This window comes from Pseudomonas sp. G11, from assembly GCF_029457515.1.
GTDB lineage: Bacteria > Pseudomonadota > Gammaproteobacteria > Pseudomonadales > Pseudomonadaceae > Aquipseudomonas > Aquipseudomonas gorinensis.
The window spans coordinates 7,264,779-7,283,867 of the sequence record NZ_CP120377.1; the positions used below are offsets into that span (position 1 = coordinate 7,264,779).

The 19,089-nt window shown below is 60.0% G+C and carries 15 protein-coding genes; 8 read left to right on the top strand and 7 right to left on the bottom strand.

Annotated elements, in window-relative coordinates; all coding sequences use genetic code 11:
* Nucleotides 1-29: 29 nt before the first annotated feature.
* The 5 genes from P2T68_RS33525 to P2T68_RS33545 form a co-directional block, all read right to left on the bottom strand.
* Nucleotides 30-3,047: a sarcosine oxidase subunit alpha gene (locus tag P2T68_RS33525; protein ID WP_024077782.1), complete on the bottom strand. Its 3,018-nt coding sequence runs from the start codon at nucleotides 3,045-3,047 to the stop codon at nucleotides 30-32.
* The gene (locus tag P2T68_RS33530; protein ID WP_024077783.1) at nucleotides 3,044-3,346 is read right to left on the bottom strand and encodes a sarcosine oxidase subunit delta; all 303 of its coding nucleotides are present in this window, start codon (nucleotides 3,344-3,346) and stop codon (nucleotides 3,044-3,046) included. Before P2T68_RS33530 ends, P2T68_RS33525 begins: the two co-directional genes overlap by 4 nt.
* 15 nt (nucleotides 3,347-3,361) lie before the next feature.
* A complete protein-coding gene (locus P2T68_RS33535) occupies nucleotides 3,362-4,612 on the bottom strand; it encodes a sarcosine oxidase subunit beta (protein WP_010207084.1) in 1,251 nt (416 codons plus the stop codon).
* 22 nt (nucleotides 4,613-4,634) lie between these two features.
* Nucleotides 4,635-5,888, bottom strand: coding sequence for a serine hydroxymethyltransferase (gene glyA, locus P2T68_RS33540; RefSeq protein ID WP_024077784.1), 1,254 nt, complete (start codon nucleotides 5,886-5,888; stop codon nucleotides 4,635-4,637).
* A gap of 256 nt (nucleotides 5,889-6,144) precedes the next feature.
* Complete coding sequence (locus P2T68_RS33545; RefSeq protein ID WP_069077123.1) at nucleotides 6,145-6,873, bottom strand: TraX family protein; 729 nt, start codon at nucleotides 6,871-6,873, stop codon at nucleotides 6,145-6,147.
* A 90-nt stretch (nucleotides 6,874-6,963) separates the two neighbouring features.
* On the opposite strand from P2T68_RS33545, the gene P2T68_RS33550 reads away from it, so the two are divergent.
* Nucleotides 6,964-8,004, top strand: a complete 1,041-nt coding sequence (locus tag P2T68_RS33550) for a low specificity L-threonine aldolase (protein WP_003176549.1) — start codon at nucleotides 6,964-6,966, stop codon at nucleotides 8,002-8,004.
* Nucleotides 8,005-8,107: 103 nt separating this feature from the next.
* Here the strand turns inward: P2T68_RS33550 and P2T68_RS33555 are convergent, their stop codons facing one another.
* Nucleotides 8,108-9,925: an NAD(P)/FAD-dependent oxidoreductase gene (locus tag P2T68_RS33555; protein WP_024077786.1), complete on the bottom strand. Its 1,818-nt coding sequence runs from the start codon at nucleotides 9,923-9,925 to the stop codon at nucleotides 8,108-8,110.
* Between the two features lie 277 nt (nucleotides 9,926-10,202).
* On the opposite strand from P2T68_RS33555, the gene P2T68_RS33560 reads away from it, so the two are divergent.
* Entirely contained in the window at nucleotides 10,203-11,648 is a 1,446-nt protein-coding gene (locus P2T68_RS33560) for a cytosine permease (RefSeq protein ID WP_277378833.1), read from the top strand.
* The gene (locus P2T68_RS33565) at nucleotides 11,645-12,460 is read left to right on the top strand and encodes a nitrilase-related carbon-nitrogen hydrolase (protein ID WP_277378834.1); all 816 of its coding nucleotides are present in this window, start codon (nucleotides 11,645-11,647) and stop codon (nucleotides 12,458-12,460) included. Before P2T68_RS33560 ends, P2T68_RS33565 begins: the two co-directional genes overlap by 4 nt.
* A gap of 3 nt (nucleotides 12,461-12,463) precedes the next feature.
* Here the strand turns inward: P2T68_RS33565 and gbcB are convergent, their stop codons facing one another.
* Nucleotides 12,464-13,564 carry a glycine-betaine demethylase subunit GbcB gene (gene gbcB, locus P2T68_RS33570; RefSeq protein ID WP_024077789.1) on the bottom strand — a complete coding sequence of 367 codons (1,101 nt, stop codon included), beginning with the start codon at nucleotides 13,562-13,564 and terminating at the stop codon, nucleotides 12,464-12,466.
* A gap of 281 nt (nucleotides 13,565-13,845) precedes the next feature.
* Between gbcB and gbcA the strand changes: the two genes are divergently transcribed.
* The 5 genes from gbcA to P2T68_RS33595 all read left to right on the top strand — a co-directional run bounded on the left by gbcA (nucleotide 13,846) and on the right by P2T68_RS33595 (nucleotide 18,864).
* Entirely contained in the window at nucleotides 13,846-15,141 is a 1,296-nt protein-coding gene (gene gbcA, locus P2T68_RS33575) for a glycine-betaine demethylase subunit GbcA (protein ID WP_024077790.1), read from the top strand.
* An 809-nt stretch (nucleotides 15,142-15,950) separates the two neighbouring features.
* Nucleotides 15,951-16,445, top strand: coding sequence for a type II secretion system protein (locus P2T68_RS33580; RefSeq protein ID WP_069077121.1), 495 nt, complete (start codon nucleotides 15,951-15,953; stop codon nucleotides 16,443-16,445).
* Nucleotides 16,420-16,800: a prepilin-type N-terminal cleavage/methylation domain-containing protein gene (locus P2T68_RS33585; protein ID WP_024077792.1), complete on the top strand. Its 381-nt coding sequence runs from the start codon at nucleotides 16,420-16,422 to the stop codon at nucleotides 16,798-16,800. Before P2T68_RS33580 ends, P2T68_RS33585 begins: the two co-directional genes overlap by 26 nt.
* Nucleotides 16,787-17,293 carry a type II secretion system protein gene (locus tag P2T68_RS33590; protein WP_277378835.1) on the top strand — a complete coding sequence of 169 codons (507 nt, stop codon included), beginning with the start codon at nucleotides 16,787-16,789 and terminating at the stop codon, nucleotides 17,291-17,293. The genes P2T68_RS33585 and P2T68_RS33590 overlap by 14 nt, the downstream gene beginning before the upstream one ends.
* A gap of 74 nt (nucleotides 17,294-17,367) precedes the next feature.
* On the top strand, nucleotides 17,368-18,864 hold the full coding sequence (locus P2T68_RS33595) for a lytic polysaccharide monooxygenase (RefSeq protein ID WP_024077794.1): 1,497 nt from the start codon (nucleotides 17,368-17,370) through the stop codon (nucleotides 18,862-18,864).
* Nucleotides 18,865-19,089 lie beyond the last annotated feature (225 nt).

Below are 19,089 nucleotides of genomic sequence, written 5' to 3' on the forward strand. Positions count from 1 at the left end.
CTCGCCTGCGATGCAGGCGACCCGGTCTATCAGATGTTCTGCCGCTCGCCTTTCGGGTCAAAGAACACCGAAGACACGATCTCCGCCTCGATCACACTGCCATCCGCTTGCGGCGAGAACACCCGCTCACCGATACGCTTCAAGCCGCCCTTGACCACCGCCATCGCAAACGAATAACCCAGGGAGTTATGCGCATAGCTGGAGGTGACGTGGCCAACCATCTTCATCGGAATCGCCTGCTTCGGATCGAACACCAACTGCGCGCCTTCCGGCAGCCACACTTTTGGATCGACCGGCTTCAAGCCCACCAGTTGCTTACGCTCTTCGCGCACGCAGTCTTCACGGTTCATGCCGCGCCAGCCGATCCACGAGAACGGTTTGGTGCGGCCTACGCACCAGCCCATGTTCAGGTCGTCCGGGGTCATCGAGCCGTCAGTGTCCTGGCCAACGATGATGAAACCTTTCTCGGCACGCAGTACGTGCATGGTTTCGGTGCCGTACGGGGTCAGGTTGTACTTTTTGCCCGCCTCGACGATTTGCTCCAGCACGCCCATGGCGTAGTCGGCCTGCACGTTGACTTCGTACGACAACTCACCGGTAAACGAGATACGGAACACCCGCGCCGGCACACCGCCAACCAAGCCTTCCTTCCAGGTCATGAACGGGAAGCCGTCCTTGTCCAGGTCGATGTCGGTGACTTCCGCCAACAGCTTGCGGCTGTTGGGGCCGGACAGGGTCATGGTCGCCCAGTGGTCGGTGACCGAGGTGAAGTACACCTTCAGGTCCGGCCATTCGGTCTGCTGGTAGATTTCCAGCCACTGGAGTACGCGAGCCGCGCCGCCGGTGGTGGTGGTCATCAGGAAGTGGTTGTCGGCAAGGCAGGCGGTGACGCCGTCATCGAAGACCATGCCGTCTTCCTTGCACATCAGGCCATAGCGCGCCTTGCCCACGTCGAGCTTGGTCCAGGCGTTGCTGTAGATGCGGTTGAGGAACTCACGCGCATCCGGGCCCTGGATGTCGATCTTGCCGAGGGTGGAGGCATCCAGCAGGCCGACGCTGTCGCGCACGGCCAGGCATTCACGTTTCACGGCGGCGTGCAGGTCTTCGCCATTGCGTGGGAAGTACCATGGGCGTTTCCACTGGCCGACATCTTCAAATTCGGCGCCGTTTTTAACGTGCCAGGCGTGCAACGCGGTGTAGCGCACCGGCTCGAAGATATGCCCACAGTGACGGCCCGCTACCGCGCCGAAGGTCACCGGCGTGTAGTTGGGACGGAACATGGTGGTGCCCATCTGCGGAATGGTCACGTTCAGCGAGCGCGCGGCAATCGCCAGGCCGTTGACGTTACCCAGCTTGCCCTGGTCGGTGCCGAAACCCAGCGCGGTGTAGCGCTTGACGTGCTCGACCGACTCGAAACCCTCGCGGGTAGCAAGCTCGATGGCGGCGGCGGTGACGTCGTTTTGCAGGTCGACAAATTGCTTCGGTGCCCGTGCGGTAGCTTTCTCGTGAGGCACTTGGAACAGCGCCAGGGTCGGCTCTTCAAGACGGCTCAAGGCTTTGGGCAACGTGCCTTCCACCGGGGTAAAGCCGGCTTCGCTGGCCGCGCGCACGCCGCCTTCGAAACCGTCCGCCAGGGAATCGCCAAGGCCGTAGACGCCATTGATGCCACCGACGCACACGCGTTTCTGCGGGGCTTCGCCCGGTACAAAACCGAGGATGTCTTCACGCCAGGTCGGTTTGCCGCCCAGGTGCGAGGCCAAGTGGACCACCGGGCTGTAGCCGCCGGAGCTGGCCACCAGGTCGCAGTCCAGCCACTCGCCGGGGCTGGTGACTTTGTGGGCTTTCACATCGATGGCAGCCACCCGAGCGGCGGTGACGTGCTTACTGCCACGGGCCTCGATCACGGCGCTGCCAGTGAGGATACGAATGCCTTTGGCGCGCGCTTCTTCCACCAGCGCGCCACGTGGGTTGTGACGGGCATCGGCCACGGCGACCACCTGCAGGCCAGCGTCGAACCAGTCCAGGGCAACGCGGTAGGCGTGATCGTTGTTGGTCGACAGCACCAGTTTCTTGCCCGGTGCCACGCCGTAGCGGCGCACGTAGGTGGAGACCGCGCCGGCGAGCATATTGCCCGGTACATCGTTGTTGCCGTACACCAGCGGACGCTCACACGCACCGGTCGCCAGGACCACACGCTTGGCACGCACACGGTGGATGCGCTGGCGCACCTGGCCAATCGGTGCACGGTCACCGAGATGGTCGGTCAGGCGCTCGTGAATGGTCAGGAAGTTATGGTCGTGGTAACCGTTGACGGTGGCGCGGGGCAGCAGCACCACGTCCGGCAGGGCTTTCAGTTCGGCGATAACGCTGGCGACCCATTCCGTGGCGGGCTTGCCGTCGAGGCTTTCGCGGGAGTCGAGCAAGGAACCGCCGAACTCTTCCTGCTCATCGGCGATGATCACGCGGGCACCGCTGCGCGCGGCGGCCAGTGCAGCCGCCAGGCCAGCAGGGCCGGCGCCGACCACCAGCACGTCGCAATGACGGTTGAAGTTGTCGTAGGTGTCCGGATCGTTCTCGGTCGGCGAGCGGCCAAGGCCGGCAGCCTTGCGGATGTACTTCTCGTAGGTCATCCAGAACGATTGCGGGTACATGAAGGTTTTGTAGTAGAAACCCGGCGGCATCAGCTTGCCGCCGACCTTGCCAAGAATGCCCATCATGTCGTTGTTCACGCTCGGCCAGCCGTTGGTGCTGGTGGCAACCAACCCCTGGTACAGCGCCTGTTGCGTAGCACGCACGTTGGGAATCTGGGTGGCTTCGGTGGCACCGATCTGCAGCACCGCGTTCGGCTCTTCGGCCCCGGCGGCAAAGATGCCGCGTGGGCGCGAATACTTGAAGCTGCGGCCGATGATGTCGACGCCGTTGGCCAGCAATGCAGCGGCCAGGGTGTCGCCTTCGAAGCCTTTGTAGCTCTGGCCGTTGAAGCTGAAGGTCAGGACTTTGTTACGGTCGATCCGGCCACCGTTGGACAGGCGATTGATCTGGCTCATACCTTCTCTCCAGAAGCCTTGGCGGTGAATTGCGGCTTGCTGCCAATCTTGTAGGTTTCAAGAATTTCGTAGGTCACGGTGTCGCGGGTCGCGTTGAAATACTGGCGGCAACCGGCGGCGTGAATCCACAGTTCGTGGTGCAACCCACGCGGGTTATCGCGGAAGAACATGTAGTCGCCCCACTCTTCATCGGTGCAGGCGTTCGGGTCCAGCGGGCGCGGGATGTGCGCTTGGCCGGACGCGTGGAATTCCTCTTCGGAGCGCAGTTCGCCACAGTGAGGACAGAAGATATGCAACATAGGGAATTTCTCCTGTTAGTGGGCGACGGCCGCAGCGCCGTGTTCGTCGATCAACGCACCGTTGTGGAAACGGTCGATGGAGAAAGGTGCAGCCAATGGGTGCATCTCACCTTTGGCCAGGCTGGCGGCAAACACGTTGCCTGAGCCTGGGGTGGCCTTGAAGCCACCGGTACCCCAACCGCAGTTGAAGAACATGTTCGGCACCGGGGTCTTGGAGATGATCGGGCAGGCATCCGGGGTGGTGTCGACGATACCGCCCCACTGGCGGTTCATGCGCACCCGCGACAGCACCGGGAACATCTCGACGATGGCCTGGATGGTGTGTTCGATCACCGGGTACGAGCCGCGCTGGCCGTAGCCGTTGTAACCGTCGATACCGGCGCCGATCACCAGGTCGCCCTTGTCGGACTGGCTGATGTAACCGTGCACGGCGTTGGACATGATCACGCTGTCGATAATCGGCTTGATCGGCTCCGACACCAACGCTTGCAGCGGGTGGGATTCGATCGGCAAACGGAAGCCGGCGAGGGACGCCATGTGCCCGGAGTTACCCGCGGTGACCACACCGACGCGCTTGGCGCCGATAAAACCCTTGTTGGTTTCCACGCCGATGCACACGCCGTTTTCCTTGCGGAAGCCGATCACTTCGGTCTGCTGGATCAAGTCCACGCCGAGGGCGTCGGCCGCACGGGCAAAGCCCCAGGCCACGGCATCGTGACGGGCCACGCCGCCGCGACGTTGCACGGTGGCGCCGAGTACCGGGTAGCGCGTGTTTTTCGAGCAATCCAGGTACGGAATCTCGTCGGCCACTTGCTTGGCATTCAGCAACTCGCCATCCACGCCGTTAAGGCGGTTGGCGCTGACGCGACGTTCGGAATCACGGATGTCCTGCAGGGTGTGGCACAGGTTGTAGACGCCACGCTGGGAGAACATCACGTTGTAGTTCAGGTCCTGGGACAGGCCTTCCCACAGTTTCATCGCGTGTTCGTACAGGTGCGCCGACTCGTCCCACAGGTAGTTGGAGCGCACGATGGTGGTGTTGCGCGCGGTGTTACCGCCGCCCAGCCAGCCTTTCTCGACCACGGCCACGTTGGTGATGCCGTGCTCTTTGGCCAGGTAGTAGGCGGTTGCCAGACCATGCCCGCCGCCGCCGACGATGACCACGTCGTAGACCTTTTTAGGGGTCGGCGTGCGCCACATCTTCTGCCAGTTTTCGTGGTGGCTGAGTGAGTGCTTGAAGAGGCCGAAGCCCGAGTAGCGTTGCATAGTCATTACTCCAAAACCGCGCTCAGCGATAAACCGGGAAATCAGCGCACAGGGCAGACACGTGCTTGGCCACGTTGGCCTCGACGTCGGCGTCGCCGAGGTTATCGAGGATGTCGCAGATCCAGCCGGCCAGCTCGATGCACTGCGGCACCTTGAAACCACGCGTGGTCACCGCCGGGGTGCCGATGCGCAGGCCCGAGGTCACGAACGGCGACTGCGGGTCGTTCGGTACGGCGTTCTTGTTGACGGTGATGTGGGCGCGACCGAGGGCGGCGTCCGCCTCTTTGCCGGTGAGGCCCTGACGGATCAGGCTGACCAGGAACAGGTGGTTATCGGTGCCGCCGGACACTACATCGTAGCCGCGTTTGATAAACACGCTGGCCATGGCCTGGGCATTGTCGATCACTTGTTGCTGGTAGGCCTTGAAGCCTGGCTCCTGGGCTTCCTTGAAGCACACCGCCTTGCCGGCGATCACATGCATCAGCGGGCCACCCTGGGCGCCGGGGAATACGGCAGCGTTGAGTTTCTTCTCGATTTCTTCGTTGGCCTTGGCCAGGATCAAACCGCCACGGGGACCGCGCAGGGTCTTGTGGGTGGTGGTGGTGACCACATCGGCGTACGGCAGCGGGTTCGGGTACAGGCCAGCGGCGACCAGGCCAGCAACGTGGGCCATGTCGACGAACAGCAGCGCCCCGACCTTGTCGGCGATCGCGCGAAAACGTGGGAAATCCAGGGTCTTGGAGTAGGCGGAGAAACCGGCCACTACCATCTTCGGTTTGTGTTCTACGGCCAGGCGCTCGACTTCGTCGTAGTCGATCAGGCCGGTGTCGGTGTTGATGCCGTACTGCACGGCGTTGTACAGCTTGCCCGAGGACGACACTTTGGCGCCGTGGGTCAGGTGGCCGCCGTGGGCCAGGCTCATGCCGAGAATGGTGTCGCCGGCGTTCAACAGCGCCAGGTAAACCGCACTATTGGCGGAGGAGCCGGAGTGCGGCTGTACGTTGGCGTAATCGGCGCCGAACAGCTGCTTGGCGCGCTCGATGGCCAGGGCCTCGACCTTGTCCACGTGCTCGCAACCACCGTAGTAGCGCTTGCCTGGGTAGCCTTCGGCGTATTTGTTGGTGAGGCCGCTGCCCTGGGCTTCCATGACGCGCTTGCTGGTGTAGTTCTCCGACGCGATCAGCTCGATATGATCTTCCTGACGTTGCTCCTCGGCATTCATCGCCGCCAGCAGTGCATCGTCATAACCCTGGATCTGGTCTTTCTTGCTGAACATCGCGTCTCTCCCAGCCTTTCGTATTGTTGAGGCCCGTGCACGGTGGCATAGCCCTTTGATGCGATGGTAGGGCTGGCGCAGGCAGGTCAAATGCCTACGGACGCCACGCAAAGGTGCGTTTACGACATTGCCTGCAAATGACCCTGGCCCCTGTAGGAGCGAGCTTGCTCGCGAAAAACCTGAGGGCGCGGTATTCATTCAGGCAATCCGCATAATCGTTGACGTTTTTCGCGAGCAAGCTCGCTCCTACAGGAGGTCAGGCGATGATCTTGCGGACGAGTAGCAGCAGCAGGAAATGCAGGGGATAGAGGGAATAGGCCCAGCGGCGCATGGCTGGCGGCGAGGCGCTGCGGGCATGTCGCAACAGGACCAATCCCGCCAACGGCGCAATCAGGCACGCCGCCAACCCCATCAGCGCCACCGGCGTGCCGCTATCGAGCAGGATCTGCCATTGGTTGGCGGCCACGCACACCAGGCCCGGCAACAGGCTGAAATACCAAGGCCTGCGAAACACCAGCAGCATCGCCAGTGGCAGCAATACACCAAAGAAACCGAACATTAACTGCGTCGAAAATACCGCGGCTATCGTGACAGCGATCAGCGCCAATCCTCGATCAACCAGCGCCTTCTGCTGCCATCCTCGGGCAACCAGCAACCCCAAGGCCAGGGTCGGCAGCACATTCAACGTATCGGCATCGTCGATAAACATCCGGTACGGCACTTCGCTGATCACACTGAACAGCAACAACCAACCCAGGTAGCGCCACTGGCCGGTCACGGGTGCGTTCCTGACCCGATGCAGATTCGCCGCAATCGCCAGGCAAAACCACGGGAACGCCAGGCGCCCTGGTACATACAGGCCATCCAGGCTCAGGCCGACGTAGCGCAGGTGATCGAGCACCATGCACAGCAGCGCCAGCCACTTGAGCAAATCCAAAGCGCCATCACGGACACGTCCGACAGCCATCGTTTCAGTACCGTGCATAATTCCCCAGTGACTTTGCATTTACAGTGCGTGCGCACGCCCGACAATCTTGGTTAAAGTGCGCACCAACATCGACCACAGGAATGGGCCATGACCGACAAGAGCCAGCAATTCGCCAGCGACAACTATTCCGGCATCTGCCCGGAAGCCTGGGCCGCCATGGAACAAGCCAACCACGGCCACCAGCGCGCCTATGGCGACGATGAATGGACCCACCGCGCCGCCGACGGTTTCCGTAACCTGTTCGAAACCGACTGCGAAGTGTTCTTCGCCTTCAACGGCACCGCCGCCAACTCCCTGGCGCTGTCTTCGCTGTGCCAGAGCTACCATAGCGTGATTTGCTCGGAAACCGCCCACGTCGAAACCGACGAGTGCGGCGCACCGGAGTTTTTCTCCAACGGCTCGAAACTGCTCACTGCCCGCACTGAAAACGGCAAGCTGACCCCGGAATCGATCCGCGAGATCGCCCTCAAGCGCCAGGACATCCATTACCCCAAACCGCGCGTAGTGACCCTGACCCAGGCGACGGAAGTCGGCAGCGTCTACACCCCGGAAGAAATCCGCGCCATCAGCGCCACCTGTAAGGAACTCGGCCTGAACCTGCACATGGACGGCGCGCGCTTTTCCAACGCCTGTGCGTTTCTCGGCTGCTCACCCGCCGACCTGACCTGGAAAGCCGGGGTGGACGTGTTGTGCTTCGGCGGCACCAAGAACGGCATGGCCGTGGGTGAAGCCATCCTGTTCTTCAACCACAAGCTGGCCGAAGACTTCGACTACCGCTGCAAACAGGCCGGCCAACTGGCCTCGAAGATGCGCTTCCTCTCCGCCCCCTGGGTGGGCCTGCTGGAAAACGACGCCTGGCTCAAACACGCACGCCACGCCAACCACTGCGCGCAGTTGCTCAGCAGCCTGGTGGCGGATATTCCCGGCGTGGAGTTGATGTTCCCGGTGCAGGCCAACGGCGTGTTCCTGCAACTGTCGGAACCGGCGATTGCAGCGTTGACGGCCAAGGGCTGGCGCTTCTACACCTTTATCGGCAAAGGCGGCGCACGGTTCATGTGTGCGTGGGATACCGAAGAAGAACGCGTGCGCGAACTGGCGGCGGATATTCGCGAAGTCATGGGTGCCTGAAACGACGGCCGCGCAAGCCCGCGTCGCAGCCTCATGACCTGCGACGCGCAGCTGGAGCCACTTGCGCGCCTATCGCTCCCGCACCTCACTCACACACCTATGCTCACAAGGCTTTGGGCTGAAGCGCTTGCCATTCATCAATGGGGCCGCGGTTGGTGAGCAAGGTCCCACCGTTGAAGTGCACCGCCAGTTTATTTACGGCGTTCAAGGCCGTCGTTACCGCCCCTTCCGCCCAGCCCCCCGTCCAGGAAACATCGTCCCCGGCGAGAATGAACCCATCGGGTTGCCCACTCGACACACCGTTCATGAACTGGGAAAACAGCAAGCGCTGGTACTCGTATTGTCCCGGCAGGTTCATTTTGAACGCGCACAGGAAAAACGGCTGCTCTTCCCAGTTGATCTCGACAAAGGGATTGGTCATGCCGAACTCAGCCGCCAGGTTCAACTGATGAGGGGCGTACACGCTATCCAGCAAGCTTGTGCATAACTGCACATGAGACGGCAGCGGCGCACTGCGATCACCCAGGAATTTGAGGCTGTCGTCATTCCAGGTGTAAGACAAAAACATGCCACTGCCTCTGTGAGGCCCTTCGCTGCGGCCATAGTCCAGCAGGTAGGTGCCACGGGTGATTCGGTCCGACAACGTCACGCTCATCTTGTGCTGCAAATCCACGCCCACGTCGGTCCAGAACGGTCGTTTGGTTTGCGCGAAGATTTTTGCCGACTGCATGTAATGGGTGTACATCACCGCTTCCCATTCCTTGGGGGATAACAGGTCATTCATCTGATTGAAGCGGGCAGCGCCGTCCATATAACGGAATTTATCGAGGATCCGCTTTTGAGGGGTGTAGACCACGGCAGGAAAGGTGTATTGGCGCTCGCCTGCCAGATGATGATCAAACACCCACACGTCGAATTTGCCATCCGGCCGCCGCAGGATCTGCCGCACTTCCTGCTTCAAAGGCTGAGCGATGACCTGGGTGGTCAGGCCTCGGACGGTGGTACCCGCAGGCCAATGAACCATAGCGTCGCCAAAAGTCTCCGGGGCACGCGTCCAAAGTCGGTTTGGCAGCTCACTGGAGCCGTCGTACATCAGCTTGTGGTTGGTATCCAGCCCGGTATACAGCACCCGTAACACCTCCAGGAAGCAGTTCGGGTAATCGGTGTTCCAACCGCCTGTGCCGAAGCCGATCTGGCCGAACAGATCGATATCTTCGCGGCTCCAACCCGCCTGCTCGACCATCGCAGCAAAAAAACTGAGGTTGTCCCAACCCGCATCAAGGATCGCGTTCCACAGGGCTTTGATCTTGGCTTGATCCAGGCTGCCCTCGGACATTGCCGTTTCCATCTCAGTGAACTTGATCGGGTTCTGCTCAAGAAACACGTTGAATAACTTATCCTCGATCTCAGCGTAATCAGGCGGCAGGTTATCGCGTTCGTAATAGACCTGTTGCTGCTGATAGTCGACGACCGTACTGGGGGTAAACGCCGACCCCGGATTGGGAAAATCGGTCGAACGGGCCGTCATGCCAACTTTGTTGAAATAGTGCATCAACGCCTTGCCTGAAACAGGAAAGCGCATGGCGCCCAGCTCGCAGATGACGCTGTTATCCGGATCTTGCGGATTACCTGCCACATGGGAATACAGTCGCCCACCGATGCGGTCACTGGCCTCTACCACCACCGGGTGCAACCCCATGCGCATGACTTCATAGGCCGTCACCAGGCCGGCGACCCCGCCCCCGACGATCAATACCTGGCTGCCATACGCCAGGTGGGATACCCGCGCCAGCGGCGTGCCCTGACTGGCGGCCGTCTCAAGAAACCGGGCGTAATGAAAAGGAAAGTCTGGAATCAGTGCAGTGACATCGTTGGCAAGCAAACGCGCTGCACCTTTACTGCGAGAGGGAATAGCAGACATGGTCATCATCCTTGGCATGAAATGAGGACGTCCACCTACTGCTTCAATGCGAAGGGCGAATACGACGGCTGAGATGCTCAGCGTAGTTAGTTGTAGGAAATGTCTCTATATCACTTGGGAATAAAAAACTGATGCGTCATACAGGCCTTGTGTCAGCAGGCTTCAGGCAATCAGTTCAGAAATTCGTGAAGTGATTATTTGCGAATAGCGATTCAATTGTCTTTTTAGTTACAAGACTCTTCGTAGCCTCACTTAATAAAAACAGACCGTGATGCCTATGAACGCGCCCTCCAACCGATCGGCTGCCCCGCCCTCCGCCACGCTGAAAATCGAAACCCGTTCCATTGACTACGTGCCGCGCAATGAGCGCCACGGCAAGGTCTGGCATCAGGCGCCGTTCTGGTTCACCGGTAACTTCGTACTGACCACCCTGGTCACCGGGTTTACCGGCGCAGCCTTGGGGCTGAGCCTGGTGTACGCGATCCTGGCGATAGTCATCGGCGTGGGCCTGGGCACGTTTGCCATGGCGTTCCATGCCAACCAGGGGCCGCGCATGGGGTTGCCGCAGATGATCCAGTCGCGGGCACAGTTCGGCCTGCGCGGGGCCATCGTGCCCTTTATCGCCGTGGTGTTCGTGTACATCGGCTTTAACGTGTTCAACGTGATCCTGGCGACCGACGCCATCAATACCGTGCTGCCCGGCAACCGTGCACCGTGGTACGCCTTGATGATCATCCTGGCAGTGGTGATCGCCGTGATCGGCCACGACCTCCTGCACACTGTGCAACGCTGGCTGACCTACGTGATGATCAGCGTGTTCGCGGTCCTCACGGTCGCCGCCGTGATGTACCTGCAGGCCGACACCGCGGTGGTCGACGCACATTTTTCCTGGTCGGCCTTTCTGATCCAGCTTTCAGCCGCAGCGGGTTACCAGATCAGCTACGCCGTCTACGTCTCGGATTACTCGCGCTACCTGCCGCATAACACGCCGTCGCGCAGCGTCATCTTCTGGACCTACCTGGGGGCCGCCGGCTCGGCGCTGTGGCTGATGTCGCTGGGGGCCTTCCTCGCCTCGGCGCTGCCCTCGCCCGACGCCATCGGCAGCGTACAGGCCGTGGGCAACCAACTGCTTCCGGGGTTTGGCACCTTTACCGTGTTGATCGCAGTACCCGCGCTGGTCGGCATCATGGCGGTCAACTGCTACGGCGCGATGCTCACCGGGATCAGTGCCATTGACGGTTTTGTACCGATCAAGCCGCGGATCAGGAGCCGCATCGTTGGGATCAGCCTGGTGGCCGCGGTGATTTTTGTGATTGCCTTGAGCATCCCCGAGAGCTACCTGAACAGCTTCAACACCTTCGTCCTCTTGATGCTGTATTTCCTGGTGCCCTGGACAGCCGTCAACCTCGCAGATTTCTATGCCATACGAAAAGGGCACTACGCAATCAGCGACATTTTCAACCCGGCCGGTATCTATGGGCGCTGGTCGAGCGCCGGGCTCATTGCCTATTTCCTCGGCCTGGCGGCAATGATTCCGTTTATGTCGCTGGGTTTTTATCAAGGACCGATCAGCGTGATGCTGGGCGGCGCGGATGTTGCGTTCGTCGTCGGCCTGGCGGTCTCGGCAATGGTCTACTGCATGATGAGCCGCCACCTCGACCACGCCGCCGAAGCGCGGGCCGTGCAAGCCAGTGAGCGAGCGTTGGAAGGAGACCTGTCGTGACCCTGCTACGCGTGGTTTGTCATCAACTGGCGCCGCGTATCGGCGATACCCACTACAACCGGACGCTGACCGAGCGCTCGATTCGCGCAGCGGCCAGCCTTAATGCGCAGGTGATCGTCCTGCCTGAGCTGGTTCAGAGCGGCTACATGTTCACGGACCTGGAGGAAGCCCACGAGGCCTCCGAGACACGCGACGGTCCGACCCTGAGCCTGTGGAAAAGCCTCGCGCAAGCGCTGGGGATCATCATCGTCGCAGGCTTCTGCGAGCGCCTGAGCGCGGGACGCGTTGCCAACAGTGCCGCGCTGGTAGAGCCCAGCGGGCGGGTGACGGTGTATCGCAAGGCGCACCTGTGGGACCGCGAAAAACTGATCTTCACCGCCGGTGATGCGCCGCCTCCGGTGGTCGACACCGCCGTCGGGCGGATCGGCATGATGATCTGCTACGACCTGGAACTGCCGGAGTGGGTACGCCTGGCAGCACTGGCGGAAGCCGACCTGCTCTGCGCCCCGGTGAACTGGCCGGACGGCCCGCGCCCCGTGGGTGAACGGCCGGCAGAGATCGTGCGGGTCCAGGCCAATGCGGCGGTCAACCGCATGTTCATCGCTGCGTGCGACCGTTATGGCGAAGAACGTGGCGTCAATTGGGTAGGCGGTTCGGTCATCGTCGACGCCGATGGCTACCCGCTGGCCGGAGCAGCCTCCCAGCCGATGGAACAACAATGGGTGGCCGACCTGCCACTGGCACAGGCCAGGAACAAGTCAATCAGCGACCACAACCATGTTCATCGGGATCGTCGGCCGGGGCTGTACTGAGTCTCAGAACTCGATGCGCACATCGCCCTTCGGCACACTGCAGCACGACAGGATGTAGCCTTCGGCTTCGTCCTCCTCGGTGATCCCGCCGTTGTGGTCCATCTCGACCTCGCCACCCAGCTTCAGCACCTTGCATGTGCCGCAGATCCCCATGCCGCAGGCTTTCGGGATCAACAGGCCCAGCTTGGCGGCCGCCGCATGCACGGTTTCACCCGGGGCCACGCGAATGCTCTTGCCCGAGGCAATGAATTCCACTTGGTGCAGGTCTGCCAGATCGATTTCCGGCGCATCGGCGGCTTGTTCGGCCTGCTCCACGGCATCCGCCCGCGCTTCCGGCGGCGTAGCGCCAAAGGACTCCTCGTGATACCGCGCCATGTCGAAACCGGCCACTTCCAGCAGGCGCTTCACCGCGTTCATATACGGCGTCGGCCCGCAGCAGAACACTTCGCGCTCCAGGAAGTCCGGCACCATCAGTTCCAGCATCTTGTGGTTCAGATAACCGCGATAACCCGCCCAAGGCTCACCCAACCCGTGTTTCTCGCAGATCAGGTGCAGGCTGAAGTTATCGATCCGCGACGCCATATGCTCCAGCTCGCGGTGGTAGATGATGTCTTTGGGCGAGCGGGCGCTGTGGATAAACGTCATGTCGACGTTGGCGTTGGTGTCGTAGAACCAGCGGGCCATGGACATCACCGGGGTAATCCCCACGCCGCCACTGAGGTACAGCACTTTCGGGCTGGGGAAGTCGATGGCATTGAACAGCCCGACCGGCCCGTGCACCGCCAGCTCCTGGCCCTCATGCAGGGTGTCGTGCAGCCAATTGGAGACCTTGCCGCCCGGCACGCGCTTGATGGTCACCGAGAAGCTGTAGGGCACCGACGGCGAACTGGAAATGGTGTAGGAGCGCATGATCGGCTGGCCGTCGATTTCCAGCTCCAGGGTGACGAACTGCCCCGGCTTAAAAAAGAACAGGATCGGCTGGTCGGCCATGAAGCAGAAGGTGCGCACGTCCCAGGTTTCCTGGATGACTTTGACGCAACGGACAATGTGCCGACCATTGGCCCAGGTCTGGGTGGTTACCGGATTCAGGAAATTATTGGACATGTTGTTCTCCACCGCCGAGGTCGGCCTTATGGTGGCGATTCTGCGTAACGCGAGAACCGCCCACTTACCTATCTGCGACATTCACATACTTATCGCGACCAGCTCCCATACCACGGGGCTTGCGCGTCGGGATCAGAGTGGGCCATGTCGCTCATGGATAAGGTTCGCCGCATCAGCAGCCCCACACTCGCTCCCAACAACGACGCTTTCTTTACGCCTTGCTGCACACCTGATCAGCCACTATTCGCCGGCCACACAGAATGGCCATGAGGACACACACGATGGACGTCACCGCAACCTTAAGCTTGGGCGATCCGCTGGAACCCGCACGCAAGGCCACCGCGCAGATGCTGCAAGAGCGCGAGCGCACGTTTTCGCTGCCACAGCCGTTCTACTCTGATGACCGGCTGTTTGATATCGACATGCAGGAGATCTTCCAGAAAGAGTGGTTGATCGCCGGCATGACCTGCGAGATCCCCACCAAGGGCAACTACCTGACCCTGCAAGTGGGCAAGAACCCGATCATCGTGATCCGTGGCGCCGAAGGCGTGGTGCACGCGTTCCACAACGTCTGCCGCCACCGCGGTTCGCGCCTGTGCACCAGCGACAAGGGCAAGGTGGCCAAGCTGGTCTGCCACTACCACCAATGGACCTACGAACTGGACGGGCGCCTGCTGTTCGCCGGCACCGAGATGGGCGCCGACTTCGACATGAAGCAGTACGGCTTGAAGCCGGTGAACGTGAAGACCGCCGGCGGTTATATCTTTATCAGCCTGGCCGAGAACCCGCCGGCCATCGATGATTTCCTGTCGACCCTGAACCACTACATGGAACCCTACGACATGGAGAACACCAAGGTGGCGGTGCAAACCACCTTGATGGAAAAGGCCAACTGGAAACTGGTGCTGGAAAACAACCGCGAGTGCTACCACTGCAACGCGTCGCACCCGGAACTGCTGAAAACCCTGCTGGAGTGGGACGACGTCACCGACCCGCGCGCCGACCAGGCCTTCAAGGACCACGTGGCCGCCTCCGCCGCTGCCTGGGACGCCGAGAAGATCCCTTACGCCCACGCCAGCTTCGGCCTGCGCAACCGTATCGTGCGCATGCCACTGCTCAAGGGCACCGTGTCCATGACCATGGACGGCAAGCAGGGCTGCGCAAAGCTGATGGGCCGCATCAAGAACCCGGACCTGGGCTCGATGCGCATCCTGCACCTGCCGCACTCGTGGAACCACTGCATGGGCGATCACATCATCGTGTTCACCGTGTGGCCGATCAGCGCCCAGGAAACCATGGTCACCACCAAGTGGCTGGTGCACAAGGACGCCGTGGAAGGCGTGGACTACGACGTGGAACGCATGCGCCAGGTGTGGGACGCCACCAACGACCAGGACCGTCGCCTGGCCGAGGAGAACCAGCGCGGCATCAACTCCAGCGCCTACCAGCCGGGCCCGTACTCCAAGACCTATGAGTTCGGCGTGGTGAACTTTGTGGATTGGTACAGCGAGCGCATGTTGAGCAACCTGGGCGCGGCGCCGGCGCCTTACCTCAAGGGCGTGGCTGCACACGAATAACCGATACCCACCGCTCAAAAATGTGGGAGGGGGATTGCCCCCTCCCACACTTGCCCCCTACTGCTTAATATTTGATCAAATCTCTCGCAGACCACTGCCAGCCTGCCCTCCAGCCTTTGCCCAACAACTTATCCACAAAGCCACCCACAGCAATTGTGGGCAACTGCACCCACTCCGCAAAATAAACCGAAGAAAATCCGTGACTTATTCAGATCACCGGGTTTCGCCGCCCATTGATCACTTTTCGACCAACACCCTGAAAGGCCCGTCGCCTATGGCCTGTAGCTGAACGCAAACACCTTATCCACAGAACCGCCAACAGACTTTGGGGGCAACTTCACGCCTTCTGTGGAAAACTGCTGCAAGACGCGATAAATAGGGGCTTTCAGCCTTTTACAGGCGCAAAAACACACAATCGATCAATATTTAACCAAGACTGGCAAAGCCACGTATTACCTGGCCCGTAGCCGATAGCGAACATCTTATCCACAGAACCGCCAACAGACTTTGGGGGCAAGTCGACCGCAGGCAGCGGCCTTATCCACACTAAAATCCCCGTAAAAACCGTAACTTAGGGTGATCACTTTTCATACAGCGCGCTACAGGCGTGATTTTACGTGGCCTGTGGACAACCGCGAACACCTTATCCACAGCCACGTGCACAGCCATTGTGGGTAACCACCGTTTATCCGCCAGTTGTACAAAAAACACTCTGTTTAAAACTTCATCTACACTCACCCTTGCAGTTACGTCCATTGGCCTGGGTTAGTGCTGAAGTCCTTGGCGGGTTAGAGGGAGGTTGAACAGTGATGTGGCAGGGGCCTCCCAGCCATCACTGCGCTAAAGGTTTTACGCTGATTGAATTGCTACTGACGCTGGCCTTGCTGGCCACGTTGTCGACAGTGGCTTATCCGCTGACGGCGTTGATGGGTAAACGCGATCGAGAACTGGACTTGCAACGGTCGTTGCGGGAAATACGCCGCGCGATTGATTCCTACAAAGAGGCCGCCGACGACGGCCGTATTCAAAAAAGTATCGGCGACAGCGGCTATCCACCCACCTTGCAAGCCTTGGTCGAGGGGGTCACCGACCAGACCGACCTCAAAGGCAAGAAACTCTTCTTCCTGCGCCGCATTCCCCGCGACCCCGTCTGCGAGTGTCCCGAACTGTCGCCTGCCCAAACCTGGCAACTGCGCAGCTACCAGAGCAGCGCCGATAACCCACAAGAGGGGAAAGATGTCTTTGACGTTTCATCCCGCAGCACACGGGAGAGTTTGAATGGAACGTTATACAGCCAGTGGTAATCGGGGTTTTACCCTGATTGAACTGCTGGTGGTCATGGCCATTATCGCCACCCTCATGACCCTGGTGACCCCCCAGTACTTCCGCCAGCACGCCAAGGCCCAGGAAACCGTGCTGCGCCACAACCTGTCTTCCATCCGCCAGGCACTCGACCAATACCGCGAAGACCACGGTGCCAATCCCGAGTCCCTGCAAGCCCTGGTGGACCGCCGCTACCTGCGCGAAATCCCCCTCGACCCGCTGACCGGCAAGCGCGATACCTGGCAATTGCAACCTTCCGACGAACAAGGCCTGGGCGATGTGCGCAGTGGCGCCCCCGGCAATGCGAATGACGGGAGCGCCTATGCGGATTGGTAAACAGCGTCAACACGGTTCGGTGTTCATGGGCATGTTGGTGACGGTAGCGGTGGTGGCCGTGATGTTGATGGAAGTGGGCACGCTCACGGCCAGCGTGTTGCAGCGTGAGCGCGAGCTGGAGCTGCTGGCGCGGGGGAATGAAATCCGCCGCGCGATCGGCCTGTATTACAGCGCCGGCCACACCTTTCCGAAATCCCTCGATGACCTGGTGGTCGACCGCCGCCAACCGACCGTCAAGCGCTACCTGCGCCGGGTCTATGCCGACCCGCTGAGCGGCAGCACCGAATGGGGCGTGGTGGCGGGCCCCGGCGAAACCATCATGGGGGTGTTCAGCAAGGCCAAGGGCACGCCGTTCAAACAAGGTAATTTTTCAGTCAAGGATCAGAGTTTTACAGGGCAAGGTAGTTATCAAGGGTGGGTGTTTCTGTACGGTCCTGGACAGAGTAACCCCGCAACCCGCACCACTCCCATGGGAGATCAGACGACCCGATGATGCCAATGCACTCACACAACTGATCGTTCCAGCAGTTCGGAACTTGTTTATCTGAATTGAAGGTGGATTCGAACATGAATAACTACGCGAAAAGACTTTGCACATGGACATTGGCGGCGCTGTGTCTGGCGCCGGCCTTGAGTTGGGCACATGGCGCGGTGGATCAGCCCATATCACGCCAGGTCTACTGCAGAACGCTCCCGGATTTCTGGTCGGGCAACCCCAGCGATGCCGGTTGCGCTGCCTTAGCCAAGAAAAGTGGTCAGTATCCAGGCCAGCAGTGGAACGAAGTGGCGCATTTGATCAAGGAGCCCGGTTATAACGATCCGGAAACGGTTAAAAGAGAAGTGCCAGACGGCACGCTTTGCGCGGCGGCAGATATAAAAAAAGACGGCCTGAACATTGTGTCAGATGATTGGTATCGGACCGACGTCGTTCCCTCCAATGGCATGATCGACGTTCGCATCATCGGTACAGCGCCGCACGTTCCCAGCTTTGCGAAAGTGTTCCTGACAAGACCTGGTTTTGATCCGACCCGATCACCGTTGACCTGGAATGACTTGGTCCTTATTCACACCGAACAACTGCCCACGGCCCAAACCAACTGGGGCAGCAATCCTCCTGCGCTACCTTCCTCCGGGTATTTCAAGTTCCCGGTACCTATCCCCTCGGGGCAAATAGGCAAAGCGACCCTGTTCGTTCAGTGGCAGCGTATCGATCCGGCAGGCGAGGGTTTCTATAACTGCAGCGATATCAACATTGCAGGGGGTGGAGTCCCGGCACCATGGGTGGATCTGGGTCAATTCATCGATGCTGTCATGAACGAGCTCAAAGCCGGTGATTCCGTGCACTTCCGTATCCTGGACAACACACCGCAAGCCAAAGAAGTCGTAGACATCACCCTCCCCATTACCCCAAGCAACCTGGACCCCAAAATATGGGGCCGGCAGTTGGCGGACCAAATCAATCCAAGCATCGCCAAAGTTGGGGAAAAACAGGGTAGTAACATTGTGTTCAACCCAACTGATCCGAGCGTCAACTCTGTGTTCACAACGGCCAAGGGTTACTCCAAGGCGATGGCCATTATCCCAGGCGGCGAAAAGCCGATCGATCCACGCGCACCTGAAGCCGTGATCGACTCCCACGCGCCCGTTAAATCAGGTGACACGTTCACCATGAACGGCAGAAACTCCAAGTTTTACAACAACGGTCCAATCCGGTGGCAGTGGGACAACGACTTCCTCGGCGGTAACTTTCATGAATCGACAGCCACGTTCACTGCGCCAACGGTGGATAAAACCACCACCGTCAATATCAGCCTGACGGTATATGACGGCAGCAACTATAAAAATGACCGAGCAACGACTACGGTTACGGTCAACCCCGGCAGCGGTGGAGGGGAATACCCTGCGTATGTGCCGGGGACCAATTACAAGGCCGGAGACAAGGTGTCCCATAATGGCAGCAACTATGAATGCAAACCTTGGCCGGCAACCGGTTGGTGCTCACTTCCAGCGTATGAACCGGGGCACGCAAATGGCAATTGGGTAAACGCTTGGGACAAGCTATAACCATTAAGCCGCCTGCTTGATTCATTCAGCGCCGCATACCTTATGCGGCGTTTTTATAGGCGTTATTCATTCACCGGCCCAATATAAGAGCCAAAGGTTATAGCCAAATCCCCGTCCCCCTATATTTATCAACGCTATAATTGAACCCATGCAAAAACCGCGAAGAGACTAAGTGTCACAAGACCCAGCGTTATAGAACATATGAAGTCCTACCGGCGGTGCCCG